The organism is Ruegeria arenilitoris (assembly GCF_013035315.1).
Classification (GTDB): domain Bacteria; phylum Pseudomonadota; class Alphaproteobacteria; order Rhodobacterales; family Rhodobacteraceae; genus Ruegeria; species Ruegeria arenilitoris_D.
Genome location: NZ_WQHP01000006.1, coordinates 343,008 through 361,348, shown reverse-complemented (window position 1 = coordinate 361,348; position 18,341 = coordinate 343,008). Strand labels below are relative to the sequence as shown.

Below are 18,341 nucleotides of genomic sequence, written 5' to 3'. Positions count from 1 at the left end.
CAATCGTGCCGATGTTGACGTGCGGTTTTGTACGCTCAAACTTTTCCTTTGCCATGATGGCCTCCTTTTTCGGTAATGAAGGGAGCGTGATACCCACGCTCCCCCAAATCTTCGCTTATGCGTATTTCGCCTGGATCTCGTCCGAGATGTTCTGCGGAACCGGATCGTAGTGGTCGAACTGCATGGTGAACTGGGCACGGCCCGACGACATCGAACGCAGAGTGTTGATGTAGCCGAACATGTTCGCCAGCGGAACGAACGCGTCGATGGCGATCGCGTTGCCGCGCGGTTCCTGACCAGACACCTGGCCACGACGCGAGGTCAGGTCGCCGATGATACCGCCGGTGTATTCTTCCGGGGTGATCACTTCGACCTTCATGATCGGTTCCAGCAGTTTCGCGCCAGCTTTGCGCATGCCTTCACGCATACACATACGGGCAGCGATTTCGAACGCCAGAACGCTGGAGTCAACGTCGTGGAACTTACCGTCCAGCAGGGCAACCTTGAAGTCGATCACGGGGAAGCCAGCCAGCGGGCCGCTGTCCATAACCGACTGGATGCCTTTTTCGACACCCGGGATGTATTCCTTCGGAACGGCACCACCGACGATGCGGCTTTCGAACGAATAACCTTCGCCCGGCTCGGTCGGAGTGATCTCGAGCTTGACCTCACCGAACTGACCCGAACCACCCGACTGTTTCTTGTGGGTGTAGGTGTGCTCGACCGGCATCGAGATGGTTTCACGATAGGCCACCTGCGGCGCACCGATGTTCGCTTCAACCTTGAACTCGCGCTTCAGACGGTCAACCAGGATGTCCAGGTGAAGTTCGCCCATGCCCTTCATGATGGTCTGACCCGATTCCAGGTCGGTTTCCACACGGAAGGACGGGTCTTCGGCGGCCAGACGGGCCAGACCCTGGGACATCTTTTCTTGGTCGCCCTTGGTTTTGGGCTCAACCGCGATCTCGATCACCGGATCGGGGAAGGTCATGGTTTCCAGAACCACCGGATCCTTCGCGTCACACAGGGTGTCACCGGTGGTGGTGTCTTTCAGACCCGCCAGCGCGATGATGTCGCCTGCAAACGCTTCTTCGATCTCTTCCCGGTTGTTCGAGTGCATCATCATCATACGACCGATGCGCTCTTTCTTACCTTTGGTCGAGTTCAGGATCGAGTCACCCTTGTTCATGGTGCCCGAATATATCCGGGTGAAGGTCAGCGAGCCTACGAAGGGGTCGTTCATGATTTTGAACGCCAGACCCGAGAAGGCCATGTCGTCGTCTGCACGACGGGCGATGTCACGAACTTCTTCCTCGTCGCCGGGTTTGAAGCCCATGTAATCAACAACGTCCAGCGGGCTGGGCAGATAGTCGATCACAGCGTTGAGCAGAGGCTGAACGCCTTTGTTCTTGAACGCCGAACCACCCAGAACCGGAACGAACGCGATTTCCAAGGTACCTTTGCGCAGCAGCGCGCGCAGGGTCGGAACGTCGGGCTCATTGCCTTCCAGGTATTCCATCATCGCGTCGTCGTCCATTTCGACGGCCGCTTCGATCATCTTGCCGCGCCATTCGTCAGCCATGTCTTTCAGGCTGTCGCGGATCGGAGCTTTGATCCAGCTTGCGCCCAGATCTTCACCCTGCCACAGCCACTCTTCCATGGTGACCAGGTCGATCAGACCTTCCAGCTCGGACTCGGCGCCGATCGGAATACCAACCGGAACAGCGCGTGCGCCGGTGCGGTCTTCGATCATGCGAACGCAGTTGAAGAAGTCTGCGCCGATCTTGTCCATCTTGTTGACGAAAACCATACGCGGAACCTTGTAGCGGTCAGCCTGACGCCACACGGTTTCGGTCTGGGGCTCAACACCGGCGTTTGCGTCCAGAACGCAAACGGCACCGTCGAGAACCGCCAGCGAGCGTTCAACTTCGATGGTGAAGTCAACGTGGCCGGGGGTGTCGATGATGTTCAGGCGGTGCTTGGGGGTATCGGCGGTTTTACCGTCTTCGGTGCGTTCCCAGAATGTGGTGGTCGCAGCCGAAGTAATGGTGATGCCGCGTTCCTGCTCCTGCTCCATCCAGTCCATGGTGGCTGCACCATCGTGCACCTCACCGATGTTGTGGGATTTACCAGTGTAATACAGGATACGCTCCGAGCAGGTGGTCTTACCTGCGTCGATGTGCGCCATGATACCGAAGTTACGGTACAGTTCGAGCGGATATTCGCGTGCCATTTTTTGATAAGCCTCTGAATTACCAACGGTAGTGGCTGAAGGCTTTGTTCGCCTCGGCCATCTTGTGGGTGTCTTCGCGCTTCTTCACGGCGGTACCGCGGGACTGTACAGCGTCCAGCAGCTCGCCGGCGAGGCGTTCTTCCATGGTGTTTTCGTTGCGGCCACGCGCAGCAGTGATCAGCCAACGGATGGCCAGTGCTTCGCGGCGCTCGGGGCGCACTTCGACCGGAACCTGATAAGTTGCACCACCAACCCGGCGCGAGCGAACCTCGACCGACGGTTTGATGTTGTCGAGCGCTTCGTGGAACACTTCGACAGGAGCGCGCTTGATCTTGTTCTCAACGCGGTCAAACGCGTTGTAAACGATGCGCTCTGCGACCGACTTCTTACCGTCGATCATCAGGTTGTTCATGAATTTGGTCAATACCTTGTCGCCAAATTTGGCGTCAGGCAGGACTTCGCGTTTTTCGGCGGCGTGACGACGTGACATATCAGCCTCTCCTTCTTACTTGGGACGCTTCGCGCCGTATTTCGAACGACGTTGCTTACGATCTTTGACGCCCTGAGTATCCAGAACACCGCGCAGGATGTGGTAACGCACACCGGGAAGGTCTTTTACACGGCCGCCACGGATCAGAACAACCGAGTGTTCCTGCAGGTTGTGGCTTTCACCGGGGATGTACGAGATGACCTCGAACCCGTTGGTCAGGCGCACCTTGGCAACCTTACGCATAGCCGAGTTCGGCTTCTTCGGTGTGGTAGTGTACACACGGGTGCAAACGCCGCGCTTCTGCGGGCACTGCTCCAGGTGCATGGACTTCGAGCGTTTTACTTTGGGCTGCCGCGGCTTGCGGATCAGCTGTTGAATAGTTGGCATTCCGGTTTCTTCCCCGTTTTGCAACACACATGACATGCACGCGCGTTGCGTGCGGTTAAACTTTGCTGCACTTATGCGTCCACAAGCGCAAAACCCGCGAGCGTTCCCATTCCGAGGTGAACGTCGCGGTTGGTTATCAGAGGACGCGGACTGCAAAATTGTCCGGGTCTTGACCAGTTCATTACTGAAATCGGTTGTGGGGCGGCCCCCGGCACCGAGATGACGCGCGTAATAGGGGGAGTCGGCCCGAGTGTCAACAGCACCTGTTTGAGTGGTGCACCAGATCGGCTGACGTGGATAATGCGAGGTCGCTAAAATCCACCCGTTGCGGGCCAGCAGCAGCAACGGCATAGTCGCGGTGAATATTCACGAACGGACGAAACATGCAAGTCATCGGCCTGTGCCGCTTTTCCTATCCCGCGATCGGCGGCTATCAGGTCGAACACGCCTCCGTCGAGGAAAGACGCCAGTACTTGTACAATCCGGCCCGTCTGGAAGAACGGTTTCGCCTGTTCGAAACCACCACCCTGCCCTGCTTTCGCGAACAAACCGATGAAGACTTTGAACTGCTGGTCTTAATCGGTGAGTGCCTGCCCAAAGAGTCGATGGACCGGCTCTATGATCTCACCTCGGACATAAAGCAAATCCGCATCGTCAAACGCGCCCCCGCCCGGCACCGCCCGGTGGTCAAAGACGTTCTTCACAGCGCGCGGACCAATCCGGATCAGCCCTGCATTCAGTTCCGGCACGATGATGACGATGCGGTGTCCGTTGATCTGGTCGAACGTCTGCGCCTTGCCGCGCTGGATGCAAAGGGGCTGGCCGAACATAACCGGACGATTGGCCTGGATTTCAACAGCGGATTCCTTGCGCGCTTTGGCCCCGAGGGTATTCGTGCCGCACAAGTTTTTCGGTCGCTTTTGGGTGTCGGCCTGGGCATGTATATCGCCGGTGAGTGCAAGCATACGATCATGAGCTTTACCCACCACAAGATCGGCCGCTTCATGCCAGTGATCAGCTATCCCGATGCGCCGATGTGGGTTCGGACCTTGAACTCGTTCAACGATTCACCCCATGCCCGCGCCAGCAAAACTGAGCTGTTTCCGCTGACCCCGGAACAAGAGGGGGAATTCATCGCGCGGTTTGGCATTGAACAGGATGCCGTCAGGCGCGTTCACTCGACCGCGTGAGATCGCCGCTCACGGAACAGGGTGAACAGCCCCGCGGCAACGACAAGAACGGCGCCCAGCATGGTGATCGTGTCTGGCCAATCTCCGAACACCAGCCAACCCAGTGCCAGCGCCCAGATCAGGCTTGAGTACCGAAAAGGCGCGACAAAACCGACGTCACCGACACGCATTACCATAACGCTGCACAGGTATCCGGTCAGGACAAACACGGCCGCGCAGGCGACCAGTACACCGGCCCCAGTTGGAACAGGTTCCCACCCCGTGACTGCTGTTGCGATACCTGCCGCAACAGTGATCGAAAGCGACGTGGCCAGTGTTACCGCCAGCGATGGGACGTGGATCGACATGCGGCGGGTGATCAAATCACGAACCGTGACGGATGCCACAGCGATCAGGGCATACACTGCATAAATGCTGAACCCATCTGGCCCCGGTCGGACGATCAGCAACATGCCCACAAACCCCATTCCAATCGCCAGAATTCTGCGCCATCCGATATGTTCGCCAAAAAACAGAACCGCCCCCAGTGTGACCGTCAATGGCAGGGCCTGCAGCACCGCCGTGACATTCGCAAGCGGCATATGAAGAAGCGCGGTCAGAAAGAAGAACGTGGCCGACAGCTCTGCCAAACAGCGTGCAGCGACCAACCATTTGTCATGACGCGGAAAATTCATGTGTAAAGCGCCGAGGTGACGAGCCAATAAAAACACCAGAACCGTCGCCAACACACCCCGCATCGCAACCATTTGGAACAGCGGCAGATCGGCCCCCGCAGCCTTGATCATTGTATCATTGACGGTAAAGGCGGCCATGCTGCCCATCATCAGCAACGCGCCCTTCACGTTTGGGGTCATAATTTACGGTTCCAATGCCTTAACGAAACTGCGCCCATTGGTCGTAAGCTCATGTGCGATGTCAATACGCAACCGCGGGGGTTGGCTCAGTCGGGTAGCACAACCAGTTTATGTTCCAGACCCTCAAGGGCGGCATCTATGCGCGGCGCGATCTCAGACCAGTCCCCACCAGCCAAGCCAGCGCCAATCATCGGATAGCCAATGCGTGCGCTCGGGTACGCGCCGGCAACTGCGCCAAAGGATGTGGAGATCGCATCGTAATCAACTAGCCGCCCTTCGCCGTCCCAACGGTATTGCGTATAGGCGTTGATCACCGTGAAGTCCGCCGTCCCCCGTAAAATCCGGGCGGAAGAAATTGTCCCCAGCTTGGACCGGCCCCCATACTCTGTTCGCTTGTCGGCCTCAAAGGCGCTGGGGAATTCTGCCGCGATCACCCGCGCGATTCCTGCGCCCATGGCGTGGAAACAGTTGCAGCCATGGACGATGACATCAAATTCACCATCCAACGCCAGTTGGATCAGGTCACCTCTGATGACTGTCATGATGCCCTCTTGGAAGCGGTCCCAGGTTTCGTCCAGTGTATCACGACCGGGCAAAAGAAAAGGCCCCGCGAAACCGCGGGGCCTGATCATTCGGTTCTGGCTACGCTTACTCGCGGCTTTCCGGTGTTTCCACCAGAACGTCCAACTCGTCGCCAACCAGATCGTCGTCCATGACCGGGGCTGCCAGGGCAGCGGCCGCTTCGGCCTCTTCCCGGCGGGCTTCGATCACAACGTTGTCGCGGCCTTGCGCAACCTGACGCACGGCCTGAGTCGCACCACCGGTACCGGCGGGGATCAGACGACCAACGATGACGTTCTCTTTCAGGCCAACCAGCTTGTCTTTCTTGCCCTGAACCGAAGCTTCGGTCAGAACGCGTGTGGTTTCCTGGAACGAGGCCGCAGAGATGAACGAACGCGTCTGCAGCGAGGCTTTGGTGATCCCAAGCAGGATCGGCTCGCCCTGTGCCGGACGACCACCGCGGGCGATGGTCTTCTCGTTGGCCGCGTCGAACTCTTGCTTGTCGACATGCTCGCCTTTCAGCAGGGTGGTGTCGCCTGAATCCAGGATCTCCCACTTCTGCAGCATCTGGCGCACGATGACTTCGATGTGCTTGTCGTTGATCTTCACGCCTTGCAGACGATAGACGTCCTGCACCTCGTCGATCATGTAATCCGCCAGCGCTTCGACACCCATGATGGACAAGATGTCATGCGGAGCCGGGTTACCGTCCATCAGGTATTCACCCTTCTGGATGAAGTCCCCTTCGGCGACCGGGATGTGCTTGCCCTTGGGCACCATGTACTCGATGGTCTCCATGGACTCGTCCGCCGGTTCGATGCTGATGCGACGCTTGTTCTTGTAGTCGCGGCCAAAGCGCACGTAACCATCGGCTTCTGCGATGATCGCGTGATCTTTCGGACGGCGGGCTTCGAACAGTTCGGCCACACGCGGCAGACCACCGGTGATGTCCTTGGTCTTGGCACCTTCACGCGGGATACGCGCAACAACGTCACCGGCTTCGACTTTCTGGCCGTCTTCGACCGACAGGATCGCATCCACCGACATCGGATAGTGAACCGGGTTGCCCGCATCGTTGCGGACCGGCTCGCCATCTTCACCGACCAGAATGATCTCGGGCTTGAGGTCGCTGCCTTTGGGGGCCGCGCGCCAGTCGATCACGATCTTCTGGGTCATGCCGGTTGCTTCGTCGGTCTCGTCGCGGACAGCAAGGCCCGAAACAAGGTCAACGTATTTCGCGGTACCGGCTTTCTCGGCGATGATCGGCAGGGTGTAGGGATCCCACTCGAACAGCTTGTCGCCACGGGCCACTTTGGTGCCGTCCTTGACGAACAGCTTCGAGCCGTAGCCCAGCTTGTGGCTGGCACGCTCTTCGCCATGCTCGTCCTTGATCACCAGCTTCATGTTCCGGCCCATGACCAGGCTTTCGCCTGCCGCATTGACCAGGATCTGCGGGTTCTCGAACGATACGACACCTTCCTGGCTGGCTTCCTGGAACGACTGCTGACCACCTTGTGCAACACCACCGATGTGGAATGTACGCATGGTCAGCTGTGTACCAGGTTCACCGATCGACTGCGCGGCGATGATGCCGACAGCTTCACCTGTGTTCACCATTGTACCGCGTGCAAGGTCACGACCGTAGCAGGTTGCACAGACGCCTTCCTCGGACTCACAGGTCAGAGGCGAGCGGATGCGCATGGACTGAACACCGGCTTCATCGATGGTGTCGGCCATACGTTCGTCGATCAGCTGACCAGCGGCCACGATCACTTCGTCCGTACCTGGACGCAGAACATCGTCAGCCGCGACACGGCCCAGCACACGTTCGGCCAGCGAGGCGACAACCTCACCGTCGTTTACGGCGGCTTCGGCAGTGATCGCACGCTCGGTGCCACAATCGATCTCACGAACGATACAGTCTTGCGCCACGTCCACCAGACGACGGGTCAGGTAACCCGAGTTCGCCGTCTTCAGAGCGGTATCCGACAGACCCTTACGGGCACCGTGGGTCGAGTTGAAGTACTCGAGAACGGTCAGACCTTCTTTAAAGTTCGAGATGATCGGCGTCTCGATGATGTCACCGTTCGGCTTGGCCATCAGGCCGCGCATACCGCCCAGCTGTTTCATCTGAGTGACCGAGCCACGCGCACCGGAGTGGGCCATCATGTAGACCGAGTTCGGCTCCATGTCCGACCCGTCTTCGGCCTTGGCGACGTCCGAGATGGTGCTCATCATCGCTTCGGTGACGCGGTCGTTACACTTCGACCAGGCATCGACAACTTTGTTGTACTTTTCGCCCTGAGTGATCAGGCCGTCCATGTACTGCTGTTCAAAGTCTTTCACCTGATCGCGGGTGTCATCAACGATGCCCCACTTGTCGCCCGGGATGACCATGTCGTCCTTGCCGAACGAGATGCCGGCCTTGAACGCTTCTTTGAAGCCCATCGACATGATCTGGTCACAGAAGATAACCGACTCTTTCTGACCGCAGTAGCGGTAGACGGTGTCGATCACCTGCTGCACTTCTTTCTTTCGCAGCAGGCGGTTGACCAGATCGAACGGCGCTTTGTTGTTCATCGGCAGCAAGGCACCCAGACGCAGACGGCCCGGAGTTGTCTCGTAACGCTTCTGAACTTCGTTGCCTTCGTCGTCGATCTGCGTGATCCGCGCAGTGATTTTGGTGTGCAGATGCACTTCACCCGCGTCCAGCGCGTGCTGAACTTCTTCGATCGAACCAAAGACCTTACCTTCGCCCGGCATACCTTCGCGTTCCAGGGTCACATAGTACAGACCCAGGATCATATCCTGCGAAGGAACGATGATCGGCGCGCCGTTTGCAGGCGACAGAACGTTATTCGTCGACATCATCAGAACACGCGCTTCCAGCTGAGCCTCAAGGCTCAGCGGGACGTGAACGGCCATCTGGTCACCGTCGAAGTCGGCGTTAAAGGCCGAGCAGACCAGCGGGTGCAGCTGGATGGCTTTACCTTCGATCAGGACCGGTTCGAACGCCTGAATGCCAAGACGGTGCAGCGTGGGCGCACGGTTCAGCATGACAGGGTGTTCGCGGATCACCTCGTCGAGGATGTCCCACACTTCGGGACGCTCTTTCTCGACCAGCTTCTTCGCCTGTTTCACGGTCGAAGATAGACCTTTGGCTTCAAGGCGCGAGTAGATGAACGGCTTGAACAGCTCCAGCGCCATCTTCTTGGGCAGACCACACTGGTGCAGCTTGAGTTCCGGACCTGTCACGATGACCGAACGGCCCGAAAAGTCGACGCGCTTACCCAGAAGGTTCTGACGGAAGCGACCCTGCTTGCCTTTCAGCATGTCCGACAGCGATTTCAGCGGACGCTTGTTGGCGCCGGTGATCACGCGGCCACGACGGCCGTTGTCGAACAGAGCGTCAACGGATTCCTGCAGCATCCGCTTTTCGTTGCGGACGATGATGTCAGGCGCGCGCAGTTCGATCAGACGCTTCAGACGGTTGTTCCGGTTGATGACACGGCGATACAGATCGTTCAGATCCGAAGTCGCGAAACGCCCACCATCCAGCGGAACCAGCGGACGCAGTTCCGGCGGAATGACCGGGATCACGGTCATCACCATCCACTCAGGCCGGTTGCCCGACTCCAGGAAGGATTCAACAACCTTCAAACGCTTGATGATCTTCTTGGGCTTCAGCTCGCCGGTTGCTTCCGCCAGGTCAGCGCGCAGCTGCTCGGCTTCGGCTTCCAGATCGATCTGGGCCAGCATCTCACGGATGGCTTCAGCACCGATATTCGCGGTGAACGCGTCCATGCCATAGGCATCCTGCGCATCCATGTACTCTTCTTCGGTCAGCATCTGGCCGTAGGTCAGGTCAGTCAGACCGGGCTCGATGACAACGTAGTTTTCAAAGTACAGAACGCGTTCCAGATCGCGCAGCGTCATGTCCAGCATCAGACCGATGCGGGACGGCAGCGACTTCAGGAACCAGATATGCGCAACGGGCGCGGCCAGTTCGATGTGGCCCATACGCTCGCGGCGGACTTTCTGCAGGGTGACTTCCACACCGCATTTCTCGCAGACAACGCCGCGATACTTCATCCGCTTATATTTGCCGCACAGACATTCGTAATCTTTGATCGGGCCAAAGATACGTGCGCAGAACAGACCGTCGCGTTCAGGCTTGAACGTCCGGTAGTTGATGGTTTCGGGTTTCTTGATCTCGCCATAGGACCAAGACAGGATCCGCTCGGGCGACGCCAGCGAGACCTTGATCTCGTCGAAAACCTTCGGCGGTGTCAGCGGGTTGAACGGGTTGTTGGTGATTTCCTGGTTCATTTGTTACCTCAAATCTTGCGGAAGGGGGGACGGGAGAAAGGGCAGCGCCCTTACTCCTCAACCTCCGCATCCAGGAGTTCCATATTCAGGCCGAGGCCACGGACTTCTTTAACCAGAACGTTGAACGATTCCGGTACGCCCGCTTCAAAGTTATCCTCGCCCTTGACGATCGACTCATAGACCTTGGTCCGGCCGGCGACGTCATCCGATTTCACGGTGAGCATCTCCTGCAGGGTGTAGGCGGCGCCGTAAGCTTCCAGAGCCCAGACTTCCATCTCACCAAAGCGCTGACCACCGAACTGCGCCTTACCACCCAGCGGCTGCTGGGTAACCAGGCTGTACGGCCCGGTCGAACGCGCGTGGATTTTGTCGTCCACCAGGTGGTGCAGTTTCAGCAGGTACTTGATGCCCACGGTCACCGGACGTGCGAATTGCTCACCGGTACGACCGTCGAACAGAACCGACTGACCGCTTTCCGAGAAGCCCGCACGCACCAGCGCGTCGTTGACGTCAGCCTCTTTGGCCCCGTCGAAGACCGGGGTTGCGATCGGAACACCGCGGGTCACGTTGCCCGCAGCCTCGATCAGACCATCCTCGTCCAGACCGGTGATGCCTTCTTCGTAGACATCTTCGCCATAGGCCAGCTTCATCGCTTCGCGCACCGGGGTCAGATCGCCGGAACGGCGGTATTCACCCAGAGCCTCATCGATGTTCAGACCCAGACCGCGTGCGGCCCAACCCATGTGGGTTTCAAGGATCTGACCAACGTTCATACGCGAAGGCACGCCCAGCGGGTTCAGACAGAAGTCAACCGGAGTACCATCGGCCAGGAACGGCATGTCTTCCATCGGAACAACCTTGGAGATCACACCTTTGTTCCCGTGACGACCGGCCATCTTGTCGCCCGGCTGCAGCTTACGCTTCACGGCGATGAAGACTTTGACCATCTTCATCACACCCGGCGGCAGGTCATCGCCACGGCGGACTTTCTCGACCTTGTCTTCAAAACGGGCGTCCAGAGCACGCTTTTGCACTTCGTACTGCTCGTTCAGAGCCTCAACGATCTGTGCGTCCTGCTCACCTTCCAGCGCCAACTGCCACCACTGACCACGGGTCAGGGTTTCCAGCAGCTCCTCGGTGATAACCGACCCTGCCTTGACGCCTTTCGGGCCTTTGACAGCGGTTTTACCCAGGATCAGACCTTGCAGACGCGCATAGATGTTGCGGTCCAGGATCGCCAGCTCGTCGTCCCGGTCACGGGCAAGACGTTCGACTTCCTCACGCTCGATCTGCAGCGCACGCTCGTCTTTCTCGACGCCGTGACGGTTGAAGACGCGGACCTCAACGACCGTACCGTAGTCGCCCGGCTTCACGCGCAGCGAGGTGTCGCGAACGTCAGATGCTTTCTCACCAAAGATGGCGCGCAGCAGCTTTTCTTCCGGGGTCATCGGGCTTTCGCCCTTCGGAGTGATCTTGCCGACCAGAATATCGCCCGGCTCAACATCCGCACCGATGTAAACGATGCCCGCCTCGTCGAGGTTGCGCAGCGCTTCTTCACCAACGTTCGGAATGTCGCGAGTGATCTCTTCCGGGCCCAGCTTGGTGTCACGGGCGGCGACTTCAAATTCCTCGATATGGACCGAAGTAAAGACGTCGTCACGCGCGATACGCTCCGAGATCAGGATCGAGTCTTCGTAGTTGTAACCGTTCCACGGCATAAACGCGACGACCACGTTCTTACCAAGGGCCAGTTCACCCATATCGGTCGACGGACCATCGGCAATGACTTCGCCCTTCTGGACAGTGTCACCCACCTTGATCAGCGGACGCTGGTTGATGCAGGTGTTCTGGTTCGAACGCTGGAATTTGCGCAGACGATAGATGTCAACGCCAGCGTCGCCCAGTTCCAGATCTTCGGTGGCGCGGATAACGATACGCTGGGCATCGACCTGGTCGATGATACCGGCGCGTTTCGCCTGAATCGCAGCGCCCGAGTCGATCGCAACCTTTTCCTCGATCCCGGTGCCGACCAGCGGCGCTTCGGCGCGCAGCAGCGGAACCGCCTGACGTTGCATGTTCGAGCCCATCAGAGCGCGGTTGGCGTCGTCATTTTCAAGGAACGGGATCAGCGATGCAGCGACCGAGACCAGCTGTTTCGGCGACACGTCGATCAGGTCCACATTCTCGCGCGGGGCAAGGGTGTAGTCACCGGCCTGACGGGTCGAGACCAGATCGTTGATGAACTTGCCATCGGCATCCAGTGTCGCGTTCGCCTGTGCCACGGTGTGACGCATTTCCTCGGTCGCGGACATGTAGTGAACCTCATCGGTCACCTCGGCGTCTTTAACAACGCGGTAAGGTGTTTCGATGAAGCCATACTTGTTCACGCGGGCAAAGGTGGCCAGCGAGTTGATCAGACCGATGTTCGGACCTTCGGGCGTTTCAATCGGGCACATCCGGCCATAGTGGGTCGGGTGTACGTCGCGCACCTCAAAGCCCGCACGCTCACGTGTCAGACCACCCGGGCCAAGCGCCGAGAGGCGGCGTTTGTGGGTGACTTCCGACAACGGGTTGGTCTGGTCCATGAACTGCGACAGCTGCGATGAGCCAAAGAATTCGCGGACAGCAGCCGCAGCCGGTTTCGCGTTGATCAAGTCCTGAGGCATGACAGTGTCGATCTCGACCGACGACATACGCTCTTTGATCGCGCGCTCCATGCGCAGCAGGCCAACACGGTACTGGTTTTCCATCAACTCACCGACCGAACGCACACGACGGTTACCGAGGTGGTCGATATCGTCCACGTCGCCTTTGCCATCACGCAGTTCCACCAGCGCCTTGATGCAGGCCACGATGTCTTCGCGGCGCAGAGTACGCAGGGTGTCCGGTGCGTCCAGAGCCAGACGCATGTTCATCTTCACCCGGCCAACGGCGGACAAGTCATAGCGTTCGCTGTCGAAGAACAGCGTGTCAAACAGGGCAGACGCAGCCTCGACGGTGGGCGGCTCACCCGGACGCATGACGCGGTAGATGTCCATCAGCGCGCTTTCACGGTTCAGGTTCTTGTCCTGAGCCATGGTGTTGCGCATGTAAGGGCCAACGTTGACGTTGTCGATGTCCAGAACCGGAATGTCGGTGATACCCGCATCAATCAGTTCCTTAACGGTGCCGCCGATCAGGTCGCCGTCTTTGTCGTATTCCAGGGTCAGTTCATCACCGGCCTCGACATAGATCGCGCCGTTTTCTTCGTTTATGATGTCCTTGGCGACGTATTTGCCAACGATGTGATCAAACGGAACCAGAAGGTCAGTGACGGTGCCTTCGTCGATCAGTTTCTTGACCGCGCGCGGCGTGACCTTTTTGCCAGCTTCCGCAATCACTTCACCGGATTTCGCGTCAACCAGGTCATAGGTCGGACGAGTGCCGCGGACACGCTCGGGGAAGAAAGGAGCAATCCAGCCTTTCTTCTTGTCCAGCTTGTAGGACACCGTGTTGTAATACGCGTCCATGATCGCTTCCTGGTCCAGACCCAGCGCATACAGCAGGGTGGTCACAGGCAGCTTACGGCGGCGGTCGATACGGGCGTAAACGATGTCTTTGGCGTCGAACTCAAAGTCCAGCCAGCTGCCGCGATACGGGATGATGCGGCAGGCAAACAGCAGCTTGCCCGAAGAGTGGGTTTTGCCCTTGTCGTGGTCAAAGAACACACCGGGCGAACGGTGCATCTGGGACACGATTACGCGCTCGGTGCCGTTCACGATAAACGTACCGTTCGGCGTCATCAGGGGCATGTCGCCCATGAACACGTCCTGTTCTTTGATGTCTTTGACCGATTTCGCGCCGGTGTCCTCATCGACATCAAACACGATCAGGCGCAGAGTGACCTTCAGCGGCGCGCTGTAGGTCATGTCGCGCTGCATGCACTCTTCGACGTCATATTTGGGTTTTTCCAGATCGTATTTCACGAACTCCAGAACGGAGGTTTCGTTGAAATCCTTGATCGGGAAAACCGACTGGAACACACCTTTGATACCTTCGCCGTCAGTGGGCTGCTCTGCATCGCCGGAGCGCAGGAAAAGATCATAAGAAGATTTCTGGACCTCAATGAGGTTCGGCATTTCCAAAACTTCGCGGATTTTGCCGTAATATTTACGAAGACGTTTCTGGCCAAGGAACGTTTGAGCCATGTCAGATGTCACCTTTCGATGTTCTCAGCGGGCAAAGACACCGTCGGGCCCCGGCATCTTGCACATTCGAGACGACACGTCCGGATCAATTCATGGCCACCGTCCCGAAGGCAGCCTCCCGATCCGCGAACCGCGTCTTAGAAAACGCCCCAGTGTATGAGGCCCTTTCTAAGACAGGTTCGGCTGGACCCGGATTTCTCCGGACCCAGCCAAATTTTTCGGCACATCAGCGATGCACCAGAGACTAAGCTTAGGCCAGCTCGACTTCGGCGCCAGCTGCTTCCAGCTTGCCTTTGATGTCTTCTGCTTCTGCTTTGTCCACGCCTTCTTTGATCTTGCCGCCGGCTTCGACCAGTTCCTTGGCTTCTTTCAGGCCCAGGCCGGTGATGCCGCGAACTTCTTTGATGACGTTGATTTTCGATGCGCCGGCGTTCTTCAGAACGACGTCGAATTCGGTTTTTTCTTCCTCAGCTGCGCCACCGGCGTCGCCACCAGCTGCGACCATTACGGCGCCGCCAGCTGCAGGCTCGATGCCGTATTCGTCTTTGAGGATGGTTTTCAGTTCTTGTGCTTCCAGCAGGGTCAGACCCACGATGCTTTCTGCGAGTGCTTTCAGATCAGCCATTGTATTAGCTCTTTCCGTTTTACAGTGTGTGTTCCAACGTCAGGGTAGTTACCCTACGCAGATCATTCAGTGCCAACCGCTTACGCAGCTTCCGCCTTCTCTTCGATGGTGGAAAGGATGCTTGCGATGTTGCTTGCAGGTGCGCCAATCGCGCCGGCGATGTTCGAAGCAGGTGCGCCAATGCAGCCCACGATCGAAGCAATAAGCTCCTCACGCGACGGCATTTTCGAAACGGCTTCAACGCCTTTGCGGTCCAGAGCGTTCTCACCCATTGCACCGCCAAGAATTTCGAACTTTTGGTTCTCTTTGGCGAAGTCCTCGGCCACTTTGGCTGCTGCCACAGGGTCCTCGGAATAGGTCAGAACGGTCATCCCTGTCAGCAGGTCGGCCATGCTTTCACACGGCTTACCCTCAAGGGCGATTTTGGCGAGCCTGTTCTTGGCAACACGCACGGAGCCACCCGCGTCACGAGCACGTGCGCGAAGGTCCTGCATCTCGGCAACTGTCAGACCGGCGTAGTGAGCAACCACTACGACGCCAGAGCTTTCGAAGATTTGGCCGAGTTCCTCGACCACTTTCTCTTTCTGGGCTCTATCCACAGTTCTCTCCAAGTTTGGGGCGATACCTCACCCCGGCTCATATTTGCCGCGGTCGAAACCCCGGCGTTCAGGTCCGTTATTACGGGATTGGCCAAAATGCGCCCGAGGGTGGGACCCTCAGAATTCTTTGGTCTTACCCGTCTCAGGCAGGGAATTAAGGGGCCATATGGCACCACCCACCGTCTTGGACGAAACAAAATAAAGCGCACGACGAATCGCACGCTTTACTTCGTAGCCTTACTTAGGGCAGATGCGCGGGGTTTCCAAGAGGTAAATTGCGGTTTCTACAGCCGCGTCCAAGCCAGCTATCCGGCCTTTTGCAGCGGCATCCAGAGGCCGTTGACATAAGAGCCGCTCTGCTATCCTGTCCCATAACCAGTATACCGGATGCAGGACATCGCCATTGGCTGAAATTTTGCCCCTTTCAGACGAGGAAGACACCCGCGTCAAAGCCTATATCCGCGAATTTTCCGGCCAATGCCTCCAGGTCCCCGTAACCGGCTACAACTGTATCTATCGCTCACATGCTTTCGCAGACACCCGCTCGGTCGTTGTGCTGCACACACCATCGCAGGCCTTTGCTCTTAAGATCGACACCACATCGCCTAGCACGGACCGGCTGAAGAATGAGTTCGAATTGTTGAGCGCACTGCATCAGCATTTCGACGGCAATGAAACCTCGCGCGTTGTCCGGCCTGTTTATCTGTCACAGGGCGGTGAATTCCTGGTGACCGAGTATATTGACCGTCCGACCGCCGTTGACCTGATTTACAACAGCGCGGATGACAACCAGGTCGCTCAGGTCTATCGCCGGGCCGGGTCCTGGCTGAACGATCTGCATGCCCGTCATCCGCCGACCCGCTATGCCTTCAAACCTCGCTGGATGACAGACAGCCTGAGCGAGCTAATAGAAGCGGTCCCGCGTGACATCGCAAACCAAAGCCGCGCCATGGTCGACGAAATGCGCGCTGAAGGCGCCCGCCTGAAGGGCACCGAGGACCTGCGGGTCTTTTCACACGGAGACTTCCACGGCCAAAACCTGATCGTCGGACAGGGAAAGACAATCGGCCTGGATTTCACCGAAGCCAGGGACAAACTGGCCGTCTACGATATCGTCGATTTCCTGAAGGCCGACATCTTTCGCGAGACTGTGGCGTCCGAAGTGGATCGCAGCGGTATCCTGAGGCGAAACAAGGAGATGTTCTTCCGCCTCTACCGGCATCCGATCAATCACGAGATCCTTGACTACTGTATCCGAGGGCGGCTGCTTAAAGACTGGCTGTTTCTGCACCAGATTACCCACACCTGCAGCGCTTTTGAACGCGACAGGCGCAGCCGCCTGTGGACGCGCCTAAATCTGATTTTCGACTAAATTCCCTCGGCCCAGATAAGAATTCGACCGAAAAAAGAAAAACCCCGGCCAGCTTGCGCCACCCGGGGTCAAATTCTGACTGTTCAGCAGTAAGGCTTATTCGCCCGACGCGGCTGCCACGTCCAGAGTCACGCCCGGGCCCATGGTCGAGCTCAGTGCGATTTTTTTCATGTAGGTGCCTTTGGCGCCCGACGGCTTGGCCTTGGCCACAGCCGAGACGAAAGCACGAACGTTTTCAGCCAGCTTGGCTTCGTCGAACGACGCTTTGCCAACGCCAGCGTGTACAACGCCGCCTTTTTCTGCCTTGAACTGAACTTCACCACCCTTGGCTGCTTCCACGGCCGCTTTCACGTCCATAGTCACGGTACCGACTTTGGGGTTCGGCATCAGGTTGCGGGGGCCCAGAACCTTACCCAGACGACCGACGATTGGCATCATGTCCGGGGTTGCAATGCAGCGATCGAATTCGATAGTGCCGCCCTGAATGGTTTCCATCAGGTCCTCTGCACCAACGATATCTGCGCCTGCTTCTTTTGCTTCGTCAGCTTTCGGGCCACGAGCAAAAACAGCAACGCGCATCGCTTTACCGGTGCCGTTCGGCAGCCCGACAACGCCGCGAACCATTTGGTCCGCGTGACGGGTGTCAACGCCCAGGTTCAGTGCGATTTCGATGGTCTCGTCGAATTTCGAGGTTGCGTTGGCTTTAACCAGGGCAACTGCTTCTTCGACCGACAGGTTTTCCTTGCCGGCGATAGCTTCGCGCGCTGCGCGGGTACGTTTACCGAATTTTGCCATCTTACTTCACCTCGATGCCCATAGAGCGGGCCGAGCCCAGGATGATCTGCATTGCGCCTTCGACGTCGTTGGCGTTCAGATCTTTCATTTTGGCTTCGGCGATTTCACGAACCTGCTTCGAGGTCACGGTTGCCACGGTCTCGCGACCTGGGTTTTCCGCGCCACGGGGGCGGTTACGCTTGCCGACCGGCTTCAGACCAGCTGCTTTTTTCAGGTAGTAAGACGCAGGCGGCGTCTTGATGTCCATGGTGAAGGACTTGTCCTGATAGTAGGTGATCACGGTCGGGCACGGAGCGCCGGGCTCCATGTCTGCGGTCTTGGCGTTGAACGCCTTGCAGAATTCCATGATGTTGATGCCGCGCTGACCCAGCGCCGGACCAACTGGCGGCGACGGGTTCGCCTGACCTGCAGGAACCTGCAGTTTCATTGTACCAGCAAGCTTCTTGGCCATTTGGTTTTCCTTTCAACGTAGGTGAAACGCGTTCCACCCGGTTTATGTTGCGTGGTCCGATCCGGGATCGCGATCCCAGCAACCTCCCACGAGAGAATCTCGCCCGAAGACGATAGAGGCGGCGTTTATAGCGGAACGTGGGGGTTGGCAAGTGCCCTACGCTGACTCCAGCGGCTATTTTCGAATCGAACCCTTGGGGTAAGCAGTGCAGGCCAACAGTACAAAGGTGACCAAGTACTTCGTTTTCCAGTTCGCCACTAACGATACA

Annotated in this window: 13 protein-coding genes; 2 read left to right on the top strand and 11 right to left on the bottom strand. The window is 57.9% G+C overall.

Translation table 11 applies throughout. The annotated features are described in order from the left end of the window. Positions 1-115: 115 nt before the first annotated feature. Genes fusA through rpsL form a run of 3 tightly spaced genes read right to left on the bottom strand, consistent with a single transcriptional unit; the run spans position 116 to position 3,110 of the window. Entirely contained in the window at positions 116-2,233 is a 2,118-nt protein-coding gene (fusA, locus tag GOV53_RS15605) for an elongation factor G (RefSeq protein ID WP_170468095.1), read from the bottom strand. 19 nt (positions 2,234-2,252) lie between these two features. After that, complete coding sequence (rpsG, locus tag GOV53_RS15600; protein ID WP_039529242.1) at positions 2,253-2,723, bottom strand: 30S ribosomal protein S7; 471 nt, start codon at positions 2,721-2,723, stop codon at positions 2,253-2,255. Between the two features lie 15 nt (positions 2,724-2,738). Further along, positions 2,739-3,110 carry a 30S ribosomal protein S12 gene (rpsL, locus tag GOV53_RS15595; RefSeq protein WP_005621086.1) on the bottom strand — a complete coding sequence of 124 codons (372 nt, stop codon included), beginning with the start codon at positions 3,108-3,110 and terminating at the stop codon, positions 2,739-2,741. A gap of 383 nt (positions 3,111-3,493) precedes the next feature. Between rpsL and GOV53_RS15590 the strand changes: the two genes are divergently transcribed. Then, the gene (locus GOV53_RS15590) at positions 3,494-4,300 is read left to right on the top strand and encodes a putative rhamnosyl transferase (protein ID WP_170468093.1); all 807 of its coding nucleotides are present in this window, start codon (positions 3,494-3,496) and stop codon (positions 4,298-4,300) included. Here GOV53_RS15590 and GOV53_RS15585 read toward each other — a convergent pair. From GOV53_RS15585 to rplJ, 6 genes are all read right to left on the bottom strand, one after another. After that, complete coding sequence (locus tag GOV53_RS15585; RefSeq protein ID WP_170468092.1) at positions 4,285-5,154, bottom strand: DMT family transporter; 870 nt, start codon at positions 5,152-5,154, stop codon at positions 4,285-4,287. The two genes, GOV53_RS15590 and GOV53_RS15585, sit on opposite strands and share 16 nt — an antisense overlap. Before the next feature lie 86 nt (positions 5,155-5,240). Continuing rightward, complete coding sequence (locus tag GOV53_RS15580; protein ID WP_170468090.1) at positions 5,241-5,696, bottom strand: macro domain-containing protein; 456 nt, start codon at positions 5,694-5,696, stop codon at positions 5,241-5,243. A gap of 106 nt (positions 5,697-5,802) precedes the next feature. Then, positions 5,803-10,044, bottom strand: a complete 4,242-nt coding sequence (gene rpoC / locus GOV53_RS15575) for a DNA-directed RNA polymerase subunit beta' (RefSeq protein ID WP_170468088.1) — start codon at positions 10,042-10,044, stop codon at positions 5,803-5,805. Between the two features lie 50 nt (positions 10,045-10,094). Further along, on the bottom strand, positions 10,095-14,231 hold the full coding sequence (gene rpoB, locus GOV53_RS15570; RefSeq protein ID WP_170468086.1) for a DNA-directed RNA polymerase subunit beta: 4,137 nt from the start codon (positions 14,229-14,231) through the stop codon (positions 10,095-10,097). Between the two features lie 250 nt (positions 14,232-14,481). Next, the gene (rplL, locus tag GOV53_RS15565) at positions 14,482-14,856 is read right to left on the bottom strand and encodes a 50S ribosomal protein L7/L12 (protein WP_155142436.1); all 375 of its coding nucleotides are present in this window, start codon (positions 14,854-14,856) and stop codon (positions 14,482-14,484) included. A gap of 80 nt (positions 14,857-14,936) precedes the next feature. Next, complete coding sequence (gene rplJ, locus GOV53_RS15560; RefSeq protein WP_170427359.1) at positions 14,937-15,455, bottom strand: 50S ribosomal protein L10; 519 nt, start codon at positions 15,453-15,455, stop codon at positions 14,937-14,939. A 403-nt stretch (positions 15,456-15,858) separates the two neighbouring features. On the opposite strand from rplJ, the gene GOV53_RS15555 reads away from it, so the two are divergent. Then, a complete protein-coding gene (locus GOV53_RS15555) occupies positions 15,859-16,827 on the top strand; it encodes an aminoglycoside phosphotransferase family protein (RefSeq protein WP_170468084.1) in 969 nt (322 codons plus the stop codon). A gap of 96 nt (positions 16,828-16,923) precedes the next feature. Here the strand turns inward: GOV53_RS15555 and rplA are convergent, their stop codons facing one another. Together rplA and rplK are read right to left on the bottom strand one after the other, a co-directional pair. After that, complete coding sequence (gene rplA / locus GOV53_RS15550) at positions 16,924-17,622, bottom strand: 50S ribosomal protein L1 (protein WP_170468082.1); 699 nt, start codon at positions 17,620-17,622, stop codon at positions 16,924-16,926. A 1-nt stretch (position 17,623) separates the two neighbouring features. After that, entirely contained in the window at positions 17,624-18,073 is a 450-nt protein-coding gene (gene rplK / locus GOV53_RS15545) for a 50S ribosomal protein L11 (RefSeq protein WP_010440985.1), read from the bottom strand. Between the last annotated feature and the right edge of the window lie 268 nt (positions 18,074-18,341).